We start from the raw sequence: 19,915 nt of genomic DNA, 5'->3' as shown, positions 1-19,915 counted from the left end.
ACCCGGGTGGGATGTCATCCACTTGCGCACCCGCACGCCTTCCCCACCACCCGGAACCGGGTGACGCGGACACGAACGAGTCGGTCAGTCGTCAAGGATAGCAGAGCGGTCGCGGGCGTCGAGCGGAACGCTCGTCGGACACCTGATTCGATCCATCAATGGAACTCTTCCAGAATAGGGGGGTACAGTGGTCGCCATGACCACAGGAGCGACGTCGACCGCGGGCACCGGCCTCGAGGACGGGGCCCGCCGCGCACGCCACGAGAGCGAGCTGCGCGACCACGGCCTGCGCGTCACCGCCGCACGCCTGGCGGTGCTCGACGCCGTCGAGGTGCAGCAGCACGCGGACGCCGACGACGTCCTGCGGGCCGCGCGCACCGCGCTGGGCTCCGTCTCCGTGCAGGCCGTCTACGACGTCCTGCACACGCTCACCGACAAGGGGCTCGTGCGCCGCATCGAGCCCGCCGGGCACCCGGCCCGCTACGAGCGCCGGCTCGGCGACAACCACCACCACGTGGTGTGCCGGGGCTGCGGCGCCGTCGCCGACGTGGACTGCACCGTGGGCCACGCCCCGTGCCTCACCCCCAGCAGCACCGCGGGGTTCCGGATCGACACCGCCGAGGTGACGTTCTGGGGACTCTGCCCGGACTGCGCCGACTGACCCCGCACCACCCGCCTCGGGGCCTCGTGCACCCGGAGCACGTCCGTTTCCTCACGGATGCACTGTTTGAGAACGCCACACGAGCCGTACCCGCGGCTCACGGAAGGAGACCCATGACCGCGCCCTTCACCACGACGAACGCCGGCGCCCCCGTCGCCTCGGACGCCCACTCCCAGTCCGTCGGCGCCGACGGCCCGATCGTCCTGCACGACCACTACCTCGTCGAGAAGCTCGCCCAGTTCAACCGCGAGCGTGTCCCGGAGCGCGTCGTGCACGCCAAGGGCGGCGGCGCGTTCGGCACGTTCACCGTGACCCAGGACGTCAGCGCGTACACCCGTGCGGCGCTGTTCCAGCCCGGCACGACGACCGAGATGCTCGCGCGCTTCTCCTCCGTCGCCGGCGAGCAGGGCTCGCCCGACACCTGGCGCGACCCCCGCGGCTTCGCGCTGAAGTTCTACACGACCGAGGGCAACTACGACCTCGTCGGCAACAACACGCCCGTGTTCTTCCTGCGCGACGGCATCAAGTTCCCCGACTTCATCCGCTCGCAGAAGCGTCTGCCGGGCTCGAACCTGCGCGACAACGACATGCAGTGGGACTTCTGGTCGCTCTCCCCCGAGTCGGCGCACCAGGTGACCTGGCTCATGGGCGACCGCGGCCTCCCGTCGAGCTGGCGCCACATGGACGGGTTCGGCTCGCACACCTACCAGTGGATCAACGCGGCGGGCGAGCGGTTCTGGGTCAAGTACCACTTCAAGACCCAGCAGGGCATCAAGAACCTCACGGCCGACGAGGCCTCGCAGCTCGCCGGGTCGGACTCGGACCACCACATCCGCGACCTGTACGAGCACATCGAGGGGGGCGACTTCCCGCGCTGGACGCTCTCGGTCCAGGTCATGCCGTACGAGGACGCCAAGACCTACCGGTTCAACCCGTTCGACCTCACGAAGGTGTGGCCGCACGCCGACTACCCGCTGATCGAGGTGGGCATCATGGAGCTGAACCGCAACCCGGAGAACTACTTCGCGCAGATCGAGCAGGCGACGTTCGCGCCGAGCAACTTCGTGCCGGGCATCGCCACGAGCCCGGACAAGATGCTGCTCGCGCGCATCTTCTCCTACGCCGACGCCCACCGGTACCGCGTGGGCACGAACCACGCCCAGCTCCCGGTGAACGCGCCGCACGCCGCGGCCGAGGCCGGCCACTCGTACGCGAAGGACGGGTCGATGCGCTACTCGTTCTCGTCGGCGACCACGCCGGTGTACGCGCCCAACAGCCGGGGCGGCGCGCACGCCGACCCGGCCCGCGCGGCGGAGTCCGCCGGCTGGGAGGCCGACGGCGAGCTGACGCGCAGCGCCGCGACGCTGCACCCGGAGGACGACGACTTCGGCCAGGCGGGCACGCTCTACCGCGAGGTCTTCGACGACGCCGCCCGCGCGCGCTTCCTCGAGACGATCACGGGCCACGTCGGCGCCGTGCGCAGCGAGGACATCCGCGAGCGCGCCGTGCAGTACTGGACGTCCGTCGACGCGAACCTGGGTCGCGACCTGCGTGCGGCCCTGGCCGCCGCGGACGCCCCGCTCGAGGGCGGCCAGCCCGGGACGGCCGCGGAGCCGGTCCGCGTCTGACCCCGTCGCGGCCGCCCTGCGGGGCGGTCGCACCCCGTCGGCCGCCGCCCCTCGCCGGGGGCGGCGGCCGACGTCGTCCCCGGGCAGGGGGCGGTCCGACCCCCGCCCGCACCGGGGCCACCGCTCCCGCCGCCGGATGGAAAGATGGTCGCCATGAGTACCGAGAACGCCGCCGTGCCCGACCCCGCCACCGACGCGGTGCGCGACATCGCCGACGTGGCCGCCGTGGAGGTCATCACGTCCGCGGCCGTCCACCTCATGAGCGCCGCCGCCGTCAAGTGCGGCCTCGCGGAGGACGCGCAGGAGCAGGGTCACCTCGACCTGGACGAGGCGCGCAAGCTCATCAACGCGCTCGCCGCGCTCGTGACCGCGAGCGCCCCCGACATCGGCAACCAGCACGCCCGCTCGCTCCGCGACGGGCTGCGCTCGCTCCAGCTGGCCTTCCGCGAGGCGTCGGTCTACCCGGACGCCCCGGGCGAGGGGCCGGGCGAGAAGTACACGGGCGCCGTGAGTTGAGCACTCCCCCGGTCCCGCCCCCGCACGGCCGTCCCGCGAGGCCGCCGCAGCCGCCCGAGAGCGTGCCGCGGGGCACCCCCGCCGGCGCGGTCCCGGCGACCGCGCCGGGCGCCGTCGGGCCGCCGTCGTTCGCGCCCGCGGCGGCCGGCCCCGGGGCTCCGGCACCCGGGTCGGCGTACGCCTCGACGGCCACCGGGACCGCGTCGGGCGACGGCGCGCGCACGGGCGGTGACGGCACGCTCACGCACAGCGGTGCCGCGGCGGCCCGGCCGCGACGTCGTCGCGGGGCCGTGGTCGCGATCGTCGTGCTCGCGCTGGCCCTCGCCGCGGCGCTGGGCGTCGGCGCGTACCTGTGGCTCACCACGACGCGCTGGCAGGAGACCAGCGCCGCGTGGGAGTCGGAGGCGCGCGGCCTGGGGCAGGACGTCGCGCAGCTGCGCACCGAGCTCGACGGCGCGAACGCGGAGCTCGAGTCCGCGCGCACGCAGCTCACCGCCGCCCAGGACCGCATCAGCGACCTCGCCAACGAGAAGGCCCAGCTGGGCGACGAGAACGAGGCGTCCCAGCAGTACCTGGACTACCAGAGCCGCGTCTCGGACGCCGCGGGCAAGGTCGCGGCCGCGCTCGGCCAGTGCACGACGGCGCAGACGCAGCTCATCGGGTACCTGAACAACCGGGACGCGTACGACCCCGCCGACATCGACCGGTTCGCGGACCAGGTCGGGGTGCTGTGCCAGGAGGCCACCGACGCGAACGCCCAGCTCCAGCAGGAGCTCGCCGGATGACGCGCCGCCCGTCCCGGCGCGCCTCCGCCCGCGTCGTCGGCGCGGTGCTCGGGCTGTCGCTCGTGGGCGGTGCGCTCGCCGCGTGCGGTGTCCTCCCGGAGCTCCCCGAGCCGGTGCCGGGCTCGGTCGTCCCGTCGCTCGTGGCGCCGGACGACCCGGCCGGCTCGGAGCACCTCTCCCCCGACGGGTTCGACGCCGTGCAGCGCATGGCCGTGCGCATCCGCAACGTGCGGTGCGACGGCCTGTCCACCGGGTCGGGGTTCGCCGTCGACTCCCGCACGCTCATCACCAACAAGCACGTGGTCGACTCGTCGCGCTCGCTCCAGCTCCTCACCTACGACGGGCGCGACATCGCCGCCCAGACGGCGAGCGTGGCCGGCCTGGCGGACCTCGCGATCGTCCGGACCGCGGAGGACCTCCCGTCCGCCCCGACCCTCGCCGCCGCCGACCCGGCGCCCGGCGACGCGGTGACGGTCGTCGGGTACCCCGAGGGCGGACGGCTCACCGTGACCCAGGGATCGGTGATCGGCACGACGACCGACCCGCTGCACGAGAACCTCGGCGAGGTGCTCGTCACCGACGCCCCCGTCGAGCCGGGCAGCTCGGGCTCGGCCGCGCTCAACGCGGCGGGCGAGGTGATCGGCGTCGTGTACGCGAAGACCTCGACGGAGAAGTCGCTCCTCGTGCCCGTGAGCACCCTCCAGACGATGCTCGGCGACGAGTCCGCGTTCACGGCCCTCCCGGAGTGCGACGCCTGACCCGTCCCGGCGTCCGAGCGCCCGCGGCCTCGACGACGAGGCGGTGCGCGCGGTTCCCGCGCGCACCGGGGGCCTCAGGTCTACCCTTCGTGCCATGAGCACACACGCGAGCTCGGACACGCCCCCCGTCGACCCGGCGCACGTCACCCACGCGGCACGCGACACGCTCACCGTGCGTCGCGTCTTCGGGGAGTCCTACGAGCGGGACGGCACGCTCGTCATCCCCGTCGCGACGGTCTGGGGCGGCACGGGCTCCGGCTGGGGGTCCGGCACCGGCGAGCTCTCCGGCAAGGGGGCAGCGGACTGGCGGCGTCGCGTCGGCGCGGCGTCCGCGCGCAAGGCGGACGCCGACCCGGGCGACGGCACCGCGGACGGCGGCTCGTCGTCCGACCCCGGTTCCGGCAACGCCGGGGGCGAGGCGGGCGGCGAGGGCTCGGGCGGTGGCGGCGGCTTCGGGGTGCGGGTCGTCGCGAAGGGCGTCTACGTCGTCGACGACGCAGGGGTGCGCTGGCAGCCGGCACTCGACCTCAACCGCGTGATCCTCGGCGGGCAGGCCCTGGGCGCCGTCGTGGCGTTCTCGGCCGCGCTCGCGTGGGGCCTCAGCCGCCTGCGTCGGCGCTGAACCCGGACGGGCGGTCGGTCGACCCGGACCGGCCCCGCGGACGCGCCGGCCTCACCGGGTCGACCGACCGTCTCAGTCGGCCCGGCCGACGCGCAGCTCGAGCCCGTCGACGCGCTCGGACACCACGGCGTCCGTCGCGAGCGCGGCGTTGACCTGCCCGAGCACGGCGTCGAGACCGGCGCGGTCGAGACCGGCGTCGATGCGCAGGACCACCGCGACCTCCGCCCGGCGGCCCGGCTCGGCCCAGACGCGCGCCACGTGCGGCACGCCCGCGAGCGACCCCTGGACCGCGGCGAGCACCTCGGGCACGACGACCCCGTCGACGACGGCGGGCGACCAGTCCTTGCCCTGCGCGAGCGCCCACACGGCCGGGCGCGGCACGAGCGCCGTGACCGGTCCCGCCGGGTCGAGCACGAGCAGCGACCAGTCCTCGCTCACGGCGGACAGCGCCGCGCGGCGCGCGTCCACCGGCACCGGCCGCGCGCTGGCGCGCCAGGCCGCCATCGCCGCGACGGACGTGAACACGGGCAGCGCGCGACGCCCGTCCGGCGCCTCGATGGCGACGACCCCGGCCGACGCCTCCTTGTCCACCGTGTGCCCGTGCTCGCCCTCGCCCGCGCTCTCGAGCTCGGCGAGGATCGGCACGAGCACGCGCGTCTCGCCGAGGCGAGCGACGACGTCGGACAGCGAGGCCGAGCCCGCGGCGTAGGTGTCGAGGAGCGCGGCGAGCGCGGGGTCGGCCGATCCGTCGTCGCCCGCGAAGCCGGAGGACGGCGGGAGCGCCTTGCCCGGGCCCGCGGGCTCGTGGTCGGTCGTCACGGCCGACCCGCGACGTCGAGCGCCTGCGGGAGCGTGAACGCGCCCGCGTAGAGGGCCTTGCCCACGATCGCGCCCTCGACGCCGGCCGGGACGAGCGAGCGCAGCGCCTCGAGGTCCTCGAGGCTCGAGATGCCGCCGGAGGCGACGACGGGCGCGTCGGTGCGCGCCGCGACGTCGCGCAGCAGGTCGAGGTTCGGGCCGCGCAGCGTCCCGTCCTTCGTCACGTCGGTGACGACGTACCGCGCGCACCCGGCCGCCTCCAGGCGGTCGAGGACCTCCCACAGGTCGCCGCCCTCCTGCGTCCAGCCGCGCGCGGCGAGCGTCGTGCCGCGCACGTCGAGGCCGACGGCGACCGCATCGCCGTGCTCCGCGATGACCTTGGCCGTCCACTCGGGGTTCTCGAGCGCGGCCGTCCCGAGGTTGACGCGGCGGGCGCCGGTGGCGAGCGCGCGCTCGAGCGACGCGTCGTCGCGGATGCCCCCGGAGAGCTCGACCTGGACGTCGAGGCGCCCGACGACGTCCGCGAGCAGCTCCGCGTTGGAGCCGCGGCCGAACGCGGCGTCGAGGTCCACGAGGTGGATCCACTCCGCGCCGCCGGACTGCCAGTCGAGCGCGGCGGCGAGCGGGTCGCCGTACGAGGTCTCGGAGCCCGCCTCGCCCTGGACGAGGCGGACGGCCTGGCCGTCGGCGACGTCGACGGCGGGGAGCAGCACGAGGCGGTCGGTCACGGGGGTCTCCATCGGTGTAGGCGGTGGCGCGGCGCTGTCGCGCCGGGTGGTGCGCGCCGGGCGGTGTGCCTCGGTGCGCAGACGGTTCAGAGCGAGCGGACCCAGTTCTCGAGCAGGGTCGCGCCGGCGTCGCCCGACTTCTCGGGGTGGAACTGCGTCGCCGACAGCGGGCCGTTCTCGACGGCCGCGACGAAGCGGCCACCGTGCTCGGACCACGTGACGAGCGGTCGGCGGACGGGCGAGTCCGCCGGGAGGTCCTGCCCGGTCGTGAACGACCGTGCGGCGTAGGAGTGCACGAAGTAGAAGCGCTCGTGCTCGACGCCGCGGAACAGCACGCTGCCCTCGGGCACGTCGACCGTGTCCCAGCCCATGTGCGGCACGACGTCGGCATCGAGGCGGTCCACGAGGCCCGCCCACTCCCCGAGCCCGTCGGTGAGCGTCCCGTGCTCGTCGCCCTGCTCGAACATGACCTGCATGCCCACGCAGATGCCGAGGACGGGCCGCCCGCCGGCGAGGCGCCGACCGACGATCTCGTCGCCGCGCACGCCGCGCAGGCCGGTCATGACCGCGGCGAACGCGCCCACGCCCGGGACGACGAGGCCGTCCGCGTCCTGCGCGCGCGCCCGGTCGGCGGTCAGCTCGACGTCCGCGCCGACGCGCTCGAGCGCGCGCACGGCCGAGCGGACGTTGCCGAAGCCGTAGTCGAGCACGACGACGGACGGGCGGCGGGCGGTCGACGGCGTGGCGCCGGGCTCGGTCATGCGCCGTCCTTCCGTGCGCGCCGCGCCGCCGACGTGAGCAGCCGCATCGCCTTCCAGCGGGAGATCGACGAGCTCGCCACGACGCCGTCCTGGTCGGCGAGCGTCGTCGTGCCGGTGATCAGGTCCTCGAGCGACTCGGGCGCACCGCCGAGCACGAGGCCCGGCGCGAGGCGGTCGCCCGGCACGCCGTCCGCCCAGCGCGTCATGGTGAGCTGCTCGCCGCTGCGCTCGACGAGCACGAGCGGCACGCCCTTGACGAGGGTGGTCAGGGCGGCGGCCGCGTGCGCGGGCGCGTCGCCCGCCGGGTCGCGCAGCACCGCCACGGCACCGACGTCGGTCGGGACGACGTCCGCCTCGACCTGCGCGAGCGAGCACGCTGCCGCGAGCGGCTCCGCGCCCGCGATCTGCGTGATGAGCGCCACGAGGTCGGGGACCGCCGAGGCCGTCAGCGACGAGAGGTCGTCGGGGATCTCGACGCCGTCCAGCGCGTCGTCGTCGTGCGTGCTCACAGGGCTCCCTTCGTGGACGGGACGCCCTCGACGCGCGGGTCCGGCGCGACGGCGGCGCGCAGCGCCCGGGCGAGCGCCTTGAACTGCGCCTCGACGATGTGGTGCGGGTCGCGGCCCGCGAGGACGCGCACGTGGATGCAGATGCCCGCGTGGTGCGCGATCGACTCGAGCACGTGCCGCGTGAGCGACCCCGTGAAGTGCCCGCCGATGAGGTGGTACTCCTGGCCCTCGGGCTCCCCCGAGTGCACGAGGTACGGGCGCCCGGACACGTCCACGACGGCGAGCGCGAGGGCCTCGTCGAGCGGGACCGTCGCGTCGCCGAAGCGCCCGATGCCCACCTTGTCGCCGAGCGCGACGCGCAGCGCCTCGCCGATCGTGATCGCGACGTCCTCCACCGTGTGGTGCGCGTCGATGTGGGTGTCCCCCGTCGCGACGACCTTGAGGTCGATGAGCGAGTGCTTGCCCAGCGCCGTGAGCATGTGGTCGTAGAACGGGACGGTCGTCGAGATCTCGGTCCGTCCGGACCCGTCGAGGTCGAGCTCGACGAGCACGCTCGACTCGGACGTCGCGCGCTCGATGCGCGCGGTGCGCTTCACAGTCCTGCCACCTCCACGAGGGCCTGTCGGAAGGCCCTCATCTCGTCGCCGGTGCCGATCGACACCCGCAGCCAGCCGTCGGGACCAGTCTCCCGGATGAGCACGCCCCGCTCCAACAACGCCGCCCAGACCGCGTGCCGGTCCGCGAACGTGCCGAACAGGACGAAGTTGGCGTCGGACTCCGCGACCTCGAACGGACGACCGTCCGGGTGCCGCAGCGAGCGCAGCCACGCGACGGTCTCGTCGCGGCGCTCGCGCAGCGCGGACACCTGCGCGAGCAGCTCGCCCGAGTGCGCGAGGGCCGCGCGCGCGACCGCCTGCGTCACGGCCGACAGGTGGTAGGGCAGGCGCACGACGCGCAGCGCGTCGACGAGCTCGCGCGACGCCGCGAGGTACCCGACGCGGGCGCCCGCGAGCGCGAACGCCTTGGACATCGTGCGCGTCACCGCGAGGTTCGGGTAGCGATCGAGCAGCTCGAGGGCCGACGGCGTCCCCGCCCGTCGGAACTCGCCGTACGCCTCGTCGACGACCACCACGGCGGGTGCGTCGCGCCCGTCGGGGAGCGGGACCCGCACCGCGAGCGCCGCCTCGCACACCGCCTCGACGGTCGCGGCGGGCAGCGCCGTGCCGGTCGGGTTGTTCGGGCTCGCGAGCAGGACGACGGACGGCTGCTCGCGCGCGACGACCTCGCGGGCGTGCTCGGGGTCGAGCGTGAAGTCGTCCGCGCGGCGCCCGACGACCCAGGCCGTGTGGGTGTCGCGCGCGTACTCGGGGTACATCGAGTACGTCGGGGCGAAGGAGACGGCCGTGCGCCCCGGGCCGCCGAACGCCTGCAGCACGTGGAGCATGATCTCGTTCGAGCCGTTCGCGGCCCACAGCCGGTCCGCCTCGAGCGCGACGCCCGCCTCCGTGCCGAGGTACGCGGCGAGGTCGGCGCGCAGGCCGAGGAAGTCGCGGTCGGGGTAGCGGTTCAGCCCGGCGGCGGCGTCGTGCACCGCGCGGGTGATCGTCGCGACGACGGCCTCGCTCGGCGCGTGCGGGTTCTCGTTGACGTTGAGCAGGACCGGGACGTCGAGCTGCGGCGCGCCGTACGGCTCGACGCCGGCGAGCTCGGGGCGCAGCGGGAGCAGGGGTCGTCCCGCGACGGAGGGTGGGGTCACCCCCACAGTCTACGAACCGTCGGCGCACGGCCGCCCGTGACGTCCGGCACGCGGTCACCCGGGACGGTCGACGTGCGGCCGGCCGGGCCGGTCGGCTCGCGGCCAGCCGGGCCGGTCGGCTCGCGGTCGGCCGGGACGGTCGGCCTCGCCGACGAGAGGCGGAGGTCCCGACCTGGACGGACGTCGGTCGCCGGTCCGGCCGTCCGGGGCGCCGGAGCGGCCTCGCGCGCGTAGCGTCGAGAGGGTAGGGAGGACCGTCGGCAGGGTCCTCCTGGCCCCTCTCCCCGAGAAGACGAGGTGATCCCCGTGCCCACCATGCGTGCCGCCGTCGTCCGTTCGTTCACCGACCCGCTGGTCGTCGAGGAGGTCGACGTCCCGTCGCCCGGACCCCACGAGGCCCTGGTCAAGGTCGACTACACCGGCGTGTGCCACACGGACCTGCACGCCGCGCGCGGTGACTGGCCGGTCAAGCCCGCTCCCCCGTTCGTGCCGGGCCACGAGGGCGTCGGCACGGTCGTCGCCGTCGGCGACCAGGTGACGCGCGTACGGGTGGGCGACACGGTCGGCAACGCCTGGCTGTGGAGCGCGTGCGGCGAGTGCGAGTACTGCGAGACGGGCTGGGAGACCCTGTGCCCGCAGCAGAAGAACGGCGGCTACTCGGTCGACGGGTCGTTCGGCCAGTACATGCTCGTCGACTCGCGGTACTGCCCCGTGGTCCCGGACGGGGTCGACCCCTCCGCCGTCGGGCCGATCCTGTGCGCCGGCGTCACCGTCTACAAGGGGCTCAAGGTGACGGACACCCAGCCCGGCGAGTGGGTGCTGGTCTCCGGGATCGGCGGCCTCGGCCACATCGCGGTGCAGTACGCGGTCGCGATGGGCCGCCGCGTCGCCGCGGTCGACGTCGACGACGAGAAGCTCGCGCTCGCGCGCAAGCACGGTGCGGAGGTCACGGTGAACGCGGCGACGTCGCCCGACGCCGCGGCGGAGATCCGGGAGCAGACGGGCGGCGGGGTCCACGGCGCGCTCGTCACCGCCGTCAACGCGCACGCGTTCCCGCAGGCCGTGGGCGCGCTGCGCCGCGGTGGCACGGTCTCGCTCGTCGGTCTCCCGCCGGAGAAGTTCCCGCTCGACATCTTCACGACCGTCCTCTTCGGCCTGACCGTGCGCGGCTCCATCGTGGGGACGCGCAAGGACATGGCGGAGGCGCTCGACTTCTTCGCGCGCGGGAAGATCAGTCCGACGTACACGGTGCGTCCGCTCGACGACGTCAACGCGATCTTCGCCGAGATGGAGGAGGGTCGGATCGACGGGCGCGTGGTCATGGACATGCGCTCCTGACCCGCCCGCCCCACGACCCACGGCTACGGCCCGCGTCCCGCCCCCGGGCTGCGGGCCGCGGCCTGTGCACGACGCCCCGAGGGTCGGCGGGTGCGCCTACGATCGTGCGGGTGAGCCCCACCGACCCGTACGCCGACCTCCCCTTCGACCCGGCCGACGAGCCGCCGCTCGACGAGCCCGCCGACCCGTCCGGCGACCCGTGGGCGGGGGCGGGGGCGCAGGCAGCGGGGACCGCGGCTCCCGCCGCGGGCCCGGCCGGCGTCGAGGTCCCGGGCACGGACGCCGGGGGCGGCGCCCCCGCGCCTGACCCCGCGCCCGTTCCGGCGGCCGACGGCGGCGAGGCCGCCAAGCGGGCCAAGCTCGCCATGCTGCGCGGCCTCCTGGACGGGCAGTCGCTGCGCGAGGACGCCGAGACCGCGCTGCGCGCCCTCGTGGGGCGCGACGACGCGGCGCTGCGCGAGGACCAGTGGCGCGCGATCGAGGCCCTCGTGGCGTTCCGCCGCCGCGCGCTCGTCGTGCAGCGCACCGGGTGGGGAAAGTCCGCGGTGTACTTCGTCGCGACCCGGCTGCTGCGCGACCGCGGCGCCGGCCCGACGGTGATCGTGTCCCCCCTCCTCGCGCTCATGCGCGACCAGATCTCGGCGGCGGCCCGGGCCGGGATCAAGGCGGTGACGATCAACTCGGCCAACGTCACCGAGTGGGACGACGTCCACCGCGCGATCGCGGACGGCGAGGTCGACGTCCTCCTGTGCTCGCCGGAGCGGCTCAACAACCCCGGCTTCCGCGACGAGGTCCTCCCCCGGCTCGCGGCCGACGCGGGCCTCGTCGTCATCGACGAGGCGCACTGCATCTCGGACTGGGGCCACGACTTCCGTCCGGACTACCGGCGCATCCGCACCCTCCTCGCCGACCTGCCGCCCGGCATCCCGGTGCTCGCGACGACCGCGACGGCGAACGAGCGCGTGACCGCCGACGTCGCGGAACAGCTCGGCGTGACGGCGGCGCACGCCGCGGGCGGGGCCGTCGGCGACGCCGCGGGCGCGGCAGCCCACGAGGACGTCCTGGTCCTGCGCGGCGGCCTGGACCGCGAGTCGCTGCACCTCGCCGTCCTGCGCCTGCCCGACCAGCCGACGCGCGTCGCGTGGCTCGTCGAGGCGCTGCAGGACGTCGACGGCTCGGGGATCGTGTACTGCCTCACCGTCTCCGCCGCCGAGCAGGTCGCGAGCCAGCTCCGCGCCGCCGGTCTGGCGGTCGCGTCGTACACGGGCCAGACGGACCCCGCCGAGCGCGAGCGGCTCGAGGAGGACCTCAAGGAGAACCGCGTCAAGGCGCTCGTCGCGACGTCCGCGCTCGGGATGGGCTTCGACAAGCCGGACCTGGCGTTCGTCGTCCACCTCGGGGCGCCGAGCTCGCCCATCGCGTACTACCAGCAGGTCGGGCGCGCGGGCCGTGGCGTGGACTCGGCCGTCGTGGTGCTGCTGCCGGGCGAGGAGGACCGTCGCATCTGGGAGTGGTTCGCGTCCACCGCGTTCCCGCCGCAGGACCAGGTGCGCGCGACCCTCGACGCCCTCGGTGCGGGCGGCACGCAGTCCGTCGCGCAGCTCGAGACGCAGGTCGACCTCAAGCGGTCGCGCCTCGAGGGCATGCTCAAGGTGCTCGACGTCGACGGCGCGGTCCGGCGGGTCAAGGGCGGCTGGGAGGCCACGGGCGAGCCCTGGACGTACGACGCGGAGCGCTACGAGCGCGTCGACGCCACGCGTTCGGCCGAGCAGCAGGCGATGCTCGACTACGAGGCCACCGACGGGTGCCGCATGGCGTTCCTGCGGGCCGCGCTCGACGACCCGGAGCTCGACGACGGCTGGCGGTGCGGCCGCTGCGACACGTGCGGCGGTGTGACGCTGCCCGCGCTCCCCGACGCGGAGGCCGTCGCCGCCGCGCGCGCCGACATGGACCGCCCGGGCGTCGAGGTCGTGGCGCGTCGGCAGTGGCCGAGCGGCATGGACCGCCTGGGGCTCGACCTGCGCGGGCGCCTCGGCTCGGACGAGCTCGCGGAGACCGGGCGCGCGGTCGCGCGTCTCGACGGTCTCGGTTGGTCCGCGCCGCTGCGCGAGCTGTTCGCAGCCACGACGCCCGACGGCGACACGCCCGTCGCGCTCCGGCGCGCCGCCGCGCGCGTCCTCGACGACTGGGCGGAGCTCTACGAGTCCGCCCCGCAGCCGGACGGGGAGACCGGCGCCGACGACGCGCCCGGCAGCGGGGGTCCCGCCGAGCGGCCGCTCCTCGTGGACGGCGTCGTCGCGGTCCGCTCCGCGACACGACCGCGGCTGACCTTCCACCTGGCGAACGGGCTCGCGAGCTACCTCGGCAAGCCCCTCATCGGCGCGGTCGGGCCGGTGCCGGGCCGCGAGGAGCCGGGCCGGCACGACGTGAACTCCGCGACGCGCCTCGCGGGCGTCGCGGGCCGTCTCCAGCTCGAGCTGTCGGACGCCGCGCGCGCGGGTCTCGCCGGTCGCCGCGTGCTGCTCGTCGACGACTACACCGAGTCGGGCTGGACTCTCACGGTCGCGGCGCGCCTGCTGCGCCGCGCCGGGGCGGCGGCGGTGCACCCGTTCGTGCTCGGGGTGCGCTGACGCGGTCCCGTCCCGGGACCGGGCGCGTCACCAGCGCAGGCGCAGCTCGGTGTACGTCGTGTCCACGAAGCCGAGCGAGCGGTAGAGGGGCTCTCCCTCCGGCGTCGCGTGCAGGGACACGGAGTCCGCGCCCGCCGCGCGGGCCCAGTCGAGGGCCGCTGCGACGCACGTACGCCCGTACCCGCGGCCGCGGTCGGCCGGGTGCGTGCAGACGTTCGACAGGTGCGCCGTCGTGCCGCGCGGGTTGCGGGCCGACGGCGCGGACCGGTGCAGCTCGACGAGCGCGCACGCCGCGAGGCGCCCCGGTGCGTCGACGACGAACGCGACGACGTCCGACGTCGCGAGACCCGCGGCGAACCACTCGCGGGCCCGCGCCTGCCACGTCGGGTCCCCCGCGCCGGGCTCGCCCATCGCGCGCATGAGGTGCACCCGCAACGACACCAGGTCGGCGGCGTCGCGCGGGACCGCACGCCGCACCCGCACGACGCCGTCCTGCGCGGCGGTCACAGGAACCGCGCCCGCACCGCCTCGCCGTGCGCCGGGAGGTCCTCGTCGTTCGCCACCGCGACGATCCGGTCCGCGAGGTCCTCGAGCGCGTCGCGGTCGTACTCGACCACCTGGACGGCCTTGACGTAGCTGTGCACGCCGAGCCCGCTGGAGAAGTGCGCGCAGCCGCCCGTCGGCAGGACGTGGTTCGACCCGGCCATGTAGTCCCCGAGCGAGACCGGCGACCAGGGACCGACGAAGATCGCCCCCGCGCTCGTGACGCGCTCCGCGAGCTCGGCCGCGCCCGCAGCCTGGATCTCCAGGTGCTCCGCGCCGTAGGCGTCCACCACCTGCAGCCCGTGCTCGAGGTCGTCGACGAGCACGATCGCTGACTGGGGGCCTGCGAGCGACTGAGCGACCCGCTGCGCGTGCTTGGTCGCGGTCACGAGGTCCGCGAGCCGCGCCTCCACCGCGGCGGCGAGCTCGACCGACGGGGTGACGAGCACCGCGGCGGCCAGCGGGTCGTGCTCCGCCTGGCTGATGAGGTCGGCCGCGACGTGGCCCGGGTCCGCCGAGGCGTCGGCGAGGACCGCGATCTCGGTGGGGCCCGCCTCGGCGTCGATGCCGACGACGCCCCGCACGAGGCGCTTCGCCGCCGCGACGAAGACGTTGCCGGGGCCCGTCACCACGTCGACCGGCTCGCACAGCACGTCGCCGTCCTGCGGCTCGCTGCCGGCCGCGCCGTACGCGAACATCGCCACCGCCTGCGCCCCGCCCACGGCGTAGACCTCGTCGACGCCGAGCAGCGCGCACGCCGCGAGGATCGTCGGGTGCGGCAGGCCGCCGCTGTCCCGCTGGGGCGGCGACGCGACAGCGAGGCTCGGCACGCCCGCCTCCTGCGCCGCGACGACGTTCATCACGACGGACGACGGGTAGACGGCGAGCCCGCCGGGCGCGTAGAGCCCGACGCGACGCACGGGCACCCACCGCTGGCGGACCTGGGCACCCGGCGCGACCTGGACCGTGAAGTCCTGCGGTCGCTGCGCCGCGTGCACGAGCCGGACCCGGCGGATCGACTCCTCGAGCCCTGCCCGGACCTGCGGGTCGAGCGCCGCGAGCGCCGCGGCGATCTCGTCGGCCGGGACCCGCAGGTGCTCCGGCCGCACGCCGTCGAAGCGCTCGGCGTACTCGCGCAGGGCCTCGGCCCCGCGCGTCCGCACCGCCTCGAGGATCGGCGCGACCCGATGCGCCGCGTCCTCGACGCCGACCTCTGCGCGCGGCAGGGCCTCGGCGAGCTCGCGTGCGGACAGGGAACGCCCTCGGAGATCGATGCGGGAGATCATGCGACGAGTCTAGGAGTTCCGGGGGCTCCGCGACGAGCGCGTTCCGCCCTGCGGTCCTCTCGCCGGCGTGCCTGCGCGTCGCGACCCGCGCGCCCGGCCGTCCCGCCGGTGCCGTCCCGCCGAGCCCCGGCCCGCCGAGCCTCGGGTCGTCGGGGCCGTGTCGTCGCAGCGCTCACCGCCGGGGAGAATGGCGTCATGAACCCCTCCGACGACGCCCGCCCGGTCGAGATCTCCGACGACGTCATCCGCCTCGGGCAGTTCCTCAAGCTCGCCGGGCTCGCCGAGTCCGGCGCGGAGGCGCGCGAGCTCGTCACCGAGGGCGAGGTCCGCGTGAACGGCGAGGTGGACACGCGCCGGGGACGCCAGCTGCACCGGGGCGACGTCGTCACGGTGGACCGGCCGCAGGGCGGGGAGAGCGCGACCGTCGCCTGAGCGGCCGCTACGGCCCGCCCGAGCAGGTCAGGCCATGTAGGTCGAGGCCATCACCTTGTCCGGCGTGAGGCGCAGCACCACGCGCTCCGGCTTGGGCGTCAGCGGGCGGTAGCGGCGCGCGTAGCGCGCGACGGCGTCCGCCACCTCGTCCGCGTCCTCGACGACCTCGATGGTGCCCTCGAGCGTGAGCCACCGCCCGCGGTCGACCTGGCACACCGCGGCGCGCGGGTGCGCGCCGTCCGGGCCGGTCCGGCGGGCGTTGCGCGCCTTCACCGAGCCACGGTTCGTCGTGATCCGCACGACGCCCGCGTCCGGGTCCCAGGTGAACGCCACCGGGACGACGTGCGGGCTCCCGTCCTCGCGCAGGGTCGTGAGCGTGGCCAGGTGCCGCTCGGTGACGAAGACGCGCTGCTCGGGGTTGAGTCGGATCACGCTCGCGAGTCTAGGCGTGGCCGCGCGGCGTCGGCCGGAGCCGACCCGTGCCGGTCGTCACACGGTGCCGGGGGCCGTGCCGCCTGGGCACGGCACGGGCTGTTGCCGGGACGCGCCGTCCCCGTGCGGCACCGCGCGCGGGGCCGGAGACCGACGACGGCACCCTGTCAGAGCAGGCAGGACGGCCCGAGCAGCGCCTTGAGGTCGCCGAACAGCGCCGGCGACTTTTCGACCCGCAGACCGTCGCCCGCGCGCACGACCGTCGTCTTGCCGGGCTCGAGGACCTGGACGTGCACCTCGGCCGAGCCGGGGTGCGTCGCGAGGACCTCGCGCAGGCGCAGGATGATGGGCTCGACGCAGCGCGTGTGCGAGACCTTGACCGCGAGCGGCGACTCCGCGCCCACGGTGATGTCCGGGAGGGAGACCTCCATCGCCTGGAGCTGCATGGTGTCGTCACGGCGCCGCACGCGCCCGCGCAGGACCACGACCTGGTCCTCGGCGAGGACGGTCGAGTAGGCGAGGTACGTCTCGCCGAAGAACATCACCTCGACGGCGCCCTCGAGGTCCTCGATCGTCACGGCGGCCCACGGGTTGCCGTTCTTACTCATCTTGCGCTGCAGCGACGTCACGAGGCCGGCGATCGTCACGGTGGAGCCGTCGGGCCGGCCCTCGTCGGCGAGCAGGTTGGCGATCCCGGTGTCCGCCGCGCGTGTCAGCACGTGCTCGAGACCGGACAGCGGGTGGTCGGAGACGTACAGGCCGAGCATCTCGCGCTCGAACGCGAGGCGCTGCTTCTTGTCCCAGTCCGGGAGGTCGGGCACGTCGACGGAGAACGACATGCCGTCCTCGGCGTCGGCGCCGCCGAAGTCGGCGAAGAGGTCGAACTGGCCCTCCGCCTCCTTGCGCTTGACGCTGATCACCGAGTCGACGGCCTGCTCGTGCACGACGAGCAGGGCTCGCCGCGCGTGCCCGAGCGAGTCGAACGCGCCCGCCTTGATGAGCGACTCGATGGTGCGCTTGTTGCAGACGACGGCCGGCACCTTGTCGAGGAAGTCGGTGAACGACGTGAACGCACCCTTCTCCTCGCGCGTGCGGATGATCGCGTCGACGACGTTCGCGCCGACGTTGCGCACGCCCGTGAGGCCGAACCGGATGTCGCCGCCCACCGCGGTGAACTTCGCCGCCGAGTCGTTCACGTCCGGCGGGAGCACGGTGATGTGCATGCGCCGGCACTCGTTGAGGTAGAGGGCCAGCTTGTCCTTGTCGTCGCGCACGCTCTGCAGGAGCGCCGCCATGTACTCCGTCGGGTAGTTCGCCTTGAGGAACGCCGTCCAGTACGCCACGAGGCCGTACCCCGCGGAGTGCGCCTTGTTGAAGGCGTAGCCCGCGAAGGGGACCAGCGTGTCCCAGACCGCCTGGATCGCGGCGTCGGAGTACCCGCGCTCCCGGCAGCCCGCCTGGAACGGCACGAACTCCTTGTCGAGGATCTCCTTCTTCTTCTTGCCCATCGCACGCCGCAGCAGGTCGGCCTGCCCGAGCGAGTACCCGGCGAGGATCTGCGCTGCCCTCTGGACCTGCTCCTGGTAGACGATGAGGCCGTAGGTCTCGTCCAGGATCTCCGCGAGCGGCTGCTCGAGCTCCGGGTGGATGGGCTCGATCTTCTGCAGGCCGTTCTTGCGCAGCGCGTAGTTCGTGTGCGAGTTCATGCCCATCGGGCCCGGGCGGTACAGCGCGATGACGGCCGAGAGGTCGTCGAACTTGTCCGGCTTCATCTGGCGCAGGAGCGCGCGCATGGGGCCGCCGTCGAGCTGGAACACGCCGAGCGTGTCGCCGCGCGCGAGCAGCTCGTACGACGCCTTGTCGTCGAGCGTGAGCGACTCGATCTCGATCGGCTCCTTGCCGTTCATCTCGATGTTCTCGAGCGCGTCGTCGAGGATCGTGAGGTTGCGCAGCCCGAGGAAGTCCATCTTGATGAGGCCGAGGCCCTCGGACGTCGGGTAGTCGAACTGCGTGATGACCGCGCCGTCCTGAGGACGACGCATGATCGGGATGATGTCGATGAGCGGGTCGCTCGACATGATGACGCCCGCCGCGTGCACGCCCCACTGCCGCTTCAGGCCCTCGATGCCGCGCGCGAGCTCGACGACGCGCTGAGCCTCCGGGTCGGTGTCGTGGAGCTGGCGGAACTCCGCGGCCTCGGAGTACCGCTCGTGCTTCGGGTCGAAGATGCCCGACAGGGGGATGTCCTTGCCCATGACGGCCGGCGGCATCGCCTTGGTGAGCTTCTCCCCCATCGCGAACGGGAAGCCGAGGAGCCGTGCCGAGTCCTTGAGGGCCTGCTTGGCCTTGATCGTCCCGTAGGTGACGATCTGGGCGACGCGGTCGTCGCCGTACTTCTCGGTGACGTACCGGATGACCTCCCCACGCCGGCGCTCGTCGAAGTCGACGTCGACGTCGGGCATGGAGACGCGCTCGGGGTTGAGGAACCGCTCGAAGATCAGCCCGTGCTCCAGCGGGTCGAGCTCGGTGATGCCCATGAGGTACGACGCCATCGAGCCTGCGGCCGACCCACGGCCGGGGCCGACGCGGATGCCCTGGTCCTTGGCCCAGTTGATGAAGTCGGCGACCACGAGGAAGTACCCCGGGAAGCCCATCTGGATGATGACCTCGGTCTCGTACTGCGCCTGCTTGCGCGCCGCGTCCGGGATGCCGTTCGGGTAGCGGCGGTGCAGCCCGCGCTCGACCTCCTTGACGAACCAGCTCGTCTCGTCCTCGCCCTCGGGGACGGGGAACCGCGGCATGTAGTTCGCCTTCGTGTTGAACGACACCTCGCACTGCTCGGCGATGAGCAGCGTGTTGTCGCACGCCTCGGGGAGCTCCGCGAACACCCGGCGCATCTCGGCCGCCGACTTCACGTAGTAGCCGGTGCCGTCGAACTTGAACCGGTCCGGGTCGTCGAGCGTCGACCCGGAGTTGATCGCGAGCAGCGCCTCCTGGCTGGACGCGTCCTCCTCGCGCACGTAGTGGAGGTCGTTCGTCGCGACGAGCCGCGCGCCGATGGTCTCCGCGAGGCGGAGCAGGTCCTTCGTGACCCGGGTCTCGATGTCGATCCCGTGGTCCATCAGCTCGACGAAGAAGTTCTCGCGGCCGAAGATGTCCTGGAGCTCGCCCGCCGTCCGCACGGCCTCGTCCCACTGGCCGAGGCGCAGGCGCGTCTGGATCTCGCCCGACGGGCACCCGCTCGTCGCGACGAGGCCCTTCCCGTAGCGCTGGAGCAGGTCGCGGTCCATGCGCGGCCACTTGCCCATCTGGCCCTCGAGCGACGCCAGCGACGACGCCCGGAACAGGTTGTGCAGACCCTCGTTGTCCTTCGCGAGCAGCGTCATGTGCGTGTACGCACCGCGCGCCGAGACGTCGTCGGACTCCTGCCCCTGCTGCCCGAACCGCACGCGGGTCTGGTCGAACCGGCTCGTGCCCGGCGTGACGTACGCCTCCACGCCGATGATCGGCTTGATGCCCTTCGCCTGCGCCCGCGACCAGAACTCGAACGCCCCGAACACGTAGCCGTGGTCCGTCGTCGCGATGGCCTTCTGCCCCAGGCGCTCGACCTCGTCGAACAGGTCCCCGATCCGGGCCGCGCCGTCCAGCATCGAGTACTCGGTGTGGACGTGGAGGTGGACGAAGTCCTCAGTCGCGGTGGGCATGCACCGA

The 19,915-nt window shown here is 74.3% G+C and carries 19 protein-coding genes; 9 read left to right on the top strand and 10 right to left on the bottom strand.

The window, feature by feature from the left end; translation table 11 throughout:
• The first annotated feature begins 196 nt into the window (after nucleotides 1-196).
• From ABIE39_RS12285 to ABIE39_RS12260, 6 genes are all read left to right on the top strand, one after another.
• Complete coding sequence (locus ABIE39_RS12285) at nucleotides 197-661, top strand: transcriptional repressor (RefSeq protein ID WP_175010166.1); 465 nt, start codon at nucleotides 197-199, stop codon at nucleotides 659-661.
• Nucleotides 662-774: 113 nt separating this feature from the next.
• A complete protein-coding gene (locus ABIE39_RS12280; protein ID WP_175010165.1) occupies nucleotides 775-2,289 on the top strand; it encodes a catalase in 1,515 nt (504 codons plus the stop codon).
• A 144-nt stretch (nucleotides 2,290-2,433) separates the two neighbouring features.
• Nucleotides 2,434-2,805: a DUF1844 domain-containing protein gene (locus ABIE39_RS12275; RefSeq protein WP_374059024.1), complete on the top strand. Its 372-nt coding sequence runs from the start codon at nucleotides 2,434-2,436 to the stop codon at nucleotides 2,803-2,805.
• Nucleotides 2,802-3,590 carry a hypothetical protein gene (locus ABIE39_RS12270; protein WP_255437323.1) on the top strand — a complete coding sequence of 263 codons (789 nt, stop codon included), beginning with the start codon at nucleotides 2,802-2,804 and terminating at the stop codon, nucleotides 3,588-3,590. The genes ABIE39_RS12275 and ABIE39_RS12270 overlap by 4 nt, the downstream gene beginning before the upstream one ends.
• Nucleotides 3,587-4,348, top strand: coding sequence for a trypsin-like peptidase domain-containing protein (locus ABIE39_RS12265; protein ID WP_175009522.1), 762 nt, complete (start codon nucleotides 3,587-3,589; stop codon nucleotides 4,346-4,348). Before ABIE39_RS12270 ends, ABIE39_RS12265 begins: the two co-directional genes overlap by 4 nt.
• A gap of 94 nt (nucleotides 4,349-4,442) precedes the next feature.
• The gene (locus tag ABIE39_RS12260) at nucleotides 4,443-4,970 is read left to right on the top strand and encodes a hypothetical protein (protein WP_354051939.1); all 528 of its coding nucleotides are present in this window, start codon (nucleotides 4,443-4,445) and stop codon (nucleotides 4,968-4,970) included.
• Nucleotides 4,971-5,042: 72 nt separating this feature from the next.
• Here ABIE39_RS12260 and ABIE39_RS12255 read toward each other — a convergent pair whose 3' ends face one another.
• The 6 genes from ABIE39_RS12255 to ABIE39_RS12230 form a co-directional block, all read right to left on the bottom strand.
• On the bottom strand, nucleotides 5,043-5,789 hold the full coding sequence (locus tag ABIE39_RS12255) for an SseB family protein (protein WP_175009523.1): 747 nt from the start codon (nucleotides 5,787-5,789) through the stop codon (nucleotides 5,043-5,045).
• A complete protein-coding gene (gene priA, locus ABIE39_RS12250; RefSeq protein WP_074810154.1) occupies nucleotides 5,786-6,517 on the bottom strand; it encodes a bifunctional 1-(5-phosphoribosyl)-5-((5-phosphoribosylamino)methylideneamino)imidazole-4-carboxamide isomerase/phosphoribosylanthranilate isomerase PriA in 732 nt (243 codons plus the stop codon). Before priA ends, ABIE39_RS12255 begins: the two co-directional genes overlap by 4 nt.
• Nucleotides 6,518-6,603: 86 nt before the next feature.
• Nucleotides 6,604-7,278: an imidazole glycerol phosphate synthase subunit HisH gene (gene hisH / locus ABIE39_RS12245; protein ID WP_175009525.1), complete on the bottom strand. Its 675-nt coding sequence runs from the start codon at nucleotides 7,276-7,278 to the stop codon at nucleotides 6,604-6,606.
• Nucleotides 7,275-7,787 carry a hypothetical protein gene (locus ABIE39_RS12240; protein ID WP_175009526.1) on the bottom strand — a complete coding sequence of 171 codons (513 nt, stop codon included), beginning with the start codon at nucleotides 7,785-7,787 and terminating at the stop codon, nucleotides 7,275-7,277. The genes hisH and ABIE39_RS12240 overlap by 4 nt, the downstream gene beginning before the upstream one ends.
• A complete protein-coding gene (hisB, locus tag ABIE39_RS12235; protein WP_175009527.1) occupies nucleotides 7,784-8,383 on the bottom strand; it encodes an imidazoleglycerol-phosphate dehydratase HisB in 600 nt (199 codons plus the stop codon). The genes ABIE39_RS12240 and hisB overlap by 4 nt, the downstream gene beginning before the upstream one ends.
• The gene (locus tag ABIE39_RS12230; protein ID WP_209827666.1) at nucleotides 8,380-9,543 is read right to left on the bottom strand and encodes a histidinol-phosphate transaminase; all 1,164 of its coding nucleotides are present in this window, start codon (nucleotides 9,541-9,543) and stop codon (nucleotides 8,380-8,382) included. The genes hisB and ABIE39_RS12230 overlap by 4 nt, the downstream gene beginning before the upstream one ends.
• Before the next feature lie 315 nt (nucleotides 9,544-9,858).
• On the opposite strand from ABIE39_RS12230, the gene adhP reads away from it, so the two are divergent.
• Nucleotides 9,859-10,881 carry an alcohol dehydrogenase AdhP gene (adhP, locus tag ABIE39_RS12225; protein WP_175009632.1) on the top strand — a complete coding sequence of 341 codons (1,023 nt, stop codon included), beginning with the start codon at nucleotides 9,859-9,861 and terminating at the stop codon, nucleotides 10,879-10,881.
• A 365-nt stretch (nucleotides 10,882-11,246) separates the two neighbouring features.
• Entirely contained in the window at nucleotides 11,247-13,511 is a 2,265-nt protein-coding gene (locus ABIE39_RS12220; protein WP_175009633.1) for a DEAD/DEAH box helicase, read from the top strand.
• 27 nt (nucleotides 13,512-13,538) lie between these two features.
• On the opposite strand, the gene ABIE39_RS12215 is transcribed toward ABIE39_RS12220, so the two are convergent.
• Together ABIE39_RS12215 and hisD are read right to left on the bottom strand one after the other, a co-directional pair.
• The gene (locus tag ABIE39_RS12215) at nucleotides 13,539-14,018 is read right to left on the bottom strand and encodes a GNAT family N-acetyltransferase (protein ID WP_175009529.1); all 480 of its coding nucleotides are present in this window, start codon (nucleotides 14,016-14,018) and stop codon (nucleotides 13,539-13,541) included.
• Nucleotides 14,015-15,340, bottom strand: a complete 1,326-nt coding sequence (gene hisD / locus ABIE39_RS12210; RefSeq protein WP_034652906.1) for a histidinol dehydrogenase — start codon at nucleotides 15,338-15,340, stop codon at nucleotides 14,015-14,017. The genes ABIE39_RS12215 and hisD overlap by 4 nt, the downstream gene beginning before the upstream one ends.
• A gap of 195 nt (nucleotides 15,341-15,535) precedes the next feature.
• Here hisD and ABIE39_RS12205 point away from each other — a divergent pair, with 195 nt between their 5' ends.
• Entirely contained in the window at nucleotides 15,536-15,772 is a 237-nt protein-coding gene (locus ABIE39_RS12205; RefSeq protein WP_175009530.1) for an RNA-binding S4 domain-containing protein, read from the top strand.
• A 27-nt stretch (nucleotides 15,773-15,799) separates the two neighbouring features.
• Here ABIE39_RS12205 and ABIE39_RS12200 read toward each other — a convergent pair whose 3' ends face one another.
• Together ABIE39_RS12200 and dnaE are read right to left on the bottom strand one after the other, a co-directional pair.
• Nucleotides 15,800-16,204 carry a pyridoxamine 5'-phosphate oxidase family protein gene (locus tag ABIE39_RS12200; RefSeq protein WP_354051934.1) on the bottom strand — a complete coding sequence of 135 codons (405 nt, stop codon included), beginning with the start codon at nucleotides 16,202-16,204 and terminating at the stop codon, nucleotides 15,800-15,802.
• A gap of 167 nt (nucleotides 16,205-16,371) precedes the next feature.
• Entirely contained in the window at nucleotides 16,372-19,908 is a 3,537-nt protein-coding gene (gene dnaE / locus ABIE39_RS12195; protein WP_021481777.1) for a DNA polymerase III subunit alpha, read from the bottom strand.
• Between the last annotated feature and the right edge of the window lie 7 nt (nucleotides 19,909-19,915).

The sequence above is a fragment of the Cellulosimicrobium sp. 4261 genome (assembly GCF_040546915.1).
Lineage (GTDB): Bacteria > Actinomycetota > Actinomycetes > Actinomycetales > Cellulomonadaceae > Cellulosimicrobium > Cellulosimicrobium cinnabarinum.
The sequence above is the reverse complement of the archived record's forward strand: the minus strand, read 5'-3'. Positions and strand labels throughout refer to the sequence as shown.

Bases quoted from the DNA above. Each gene is read 5' to 3' on its own strand.
- ABIE39_RS12285 (WP_175010166.1), top strand. From the start codon at position 197: ATGACCACAGGAGCGACGTCGACCGCGGGCACCGGCCTCGAGGACGGG.
- ABIE39_RS12280 (WP_175010165.1), top strand. From the start codon at position 775: ATGACCGCGCCCTTCACCACGACGAACGCCGGCGCCCCCGTCGCCTCG.
- ABIE39_RS12275 (WP_374059024.1), top strand. From the start codon at position 2,434: ATGGTCGCCATGAGTACCGAGAACGCCGCCGTGCCCGACCCCGCCACC.
- ABIE39_RS12265 (WP_175009522.1), top strand. From the start codon at position 3,587: ATGACGCGCCGCCCGTCCCGGCGCGCCTCCGCCCGCGTCGTCGGCGCG.
- ABIE39_RS12260 (WP_354051939.1), top strand. From the start codon at position 4,443: ATGAGCACACACGCGAGCTCGGACACGCCCCCCGTCGACCCGGCGCAC.
- hisH (WP_175009525.1), bottom strand. From the start codon at position 7,278: ATGACCGAGCCCGGCGCCACGCCGTCGACCGCCCGCCGCCCGTCCGTC.
- adhP (WP_175009632.1), top strand. From the start codon at position 9,859: ATGCGTGCCGCCGTCGTCCGTTCGTTCACCGACCCGCTGGTCGTCGAG.
- ABIE39_RS12220 (WP_175009633.1), top strand. From the start codon at position 11,247: ATGCTGCGCGGCCTCCTGGACGGGCAGTCGCTGCGCGAGGACGCCGAG.
- hisD (WP_034652906.1), bottom strand. From the start codon at position 15,340: ATGATCTCCCGCATCGATCTCCGAGGGCGTTCCCTGTCCGCACGCGAG.
- ABIE39_RS12205 (WP_175009530.1), top strand. From the start codon at position 15,536: ATGAACCCCTCCGACGACGCCCGCCCGGTCGAGATCTCCGACGACGTC.
- dnaE (WP_021481777.1), bottom strand. From the start codon at position 19,908: ATGCCCACCGCGACTGAGGACTTCGTCCACCTCCACGTCCACACCGAG.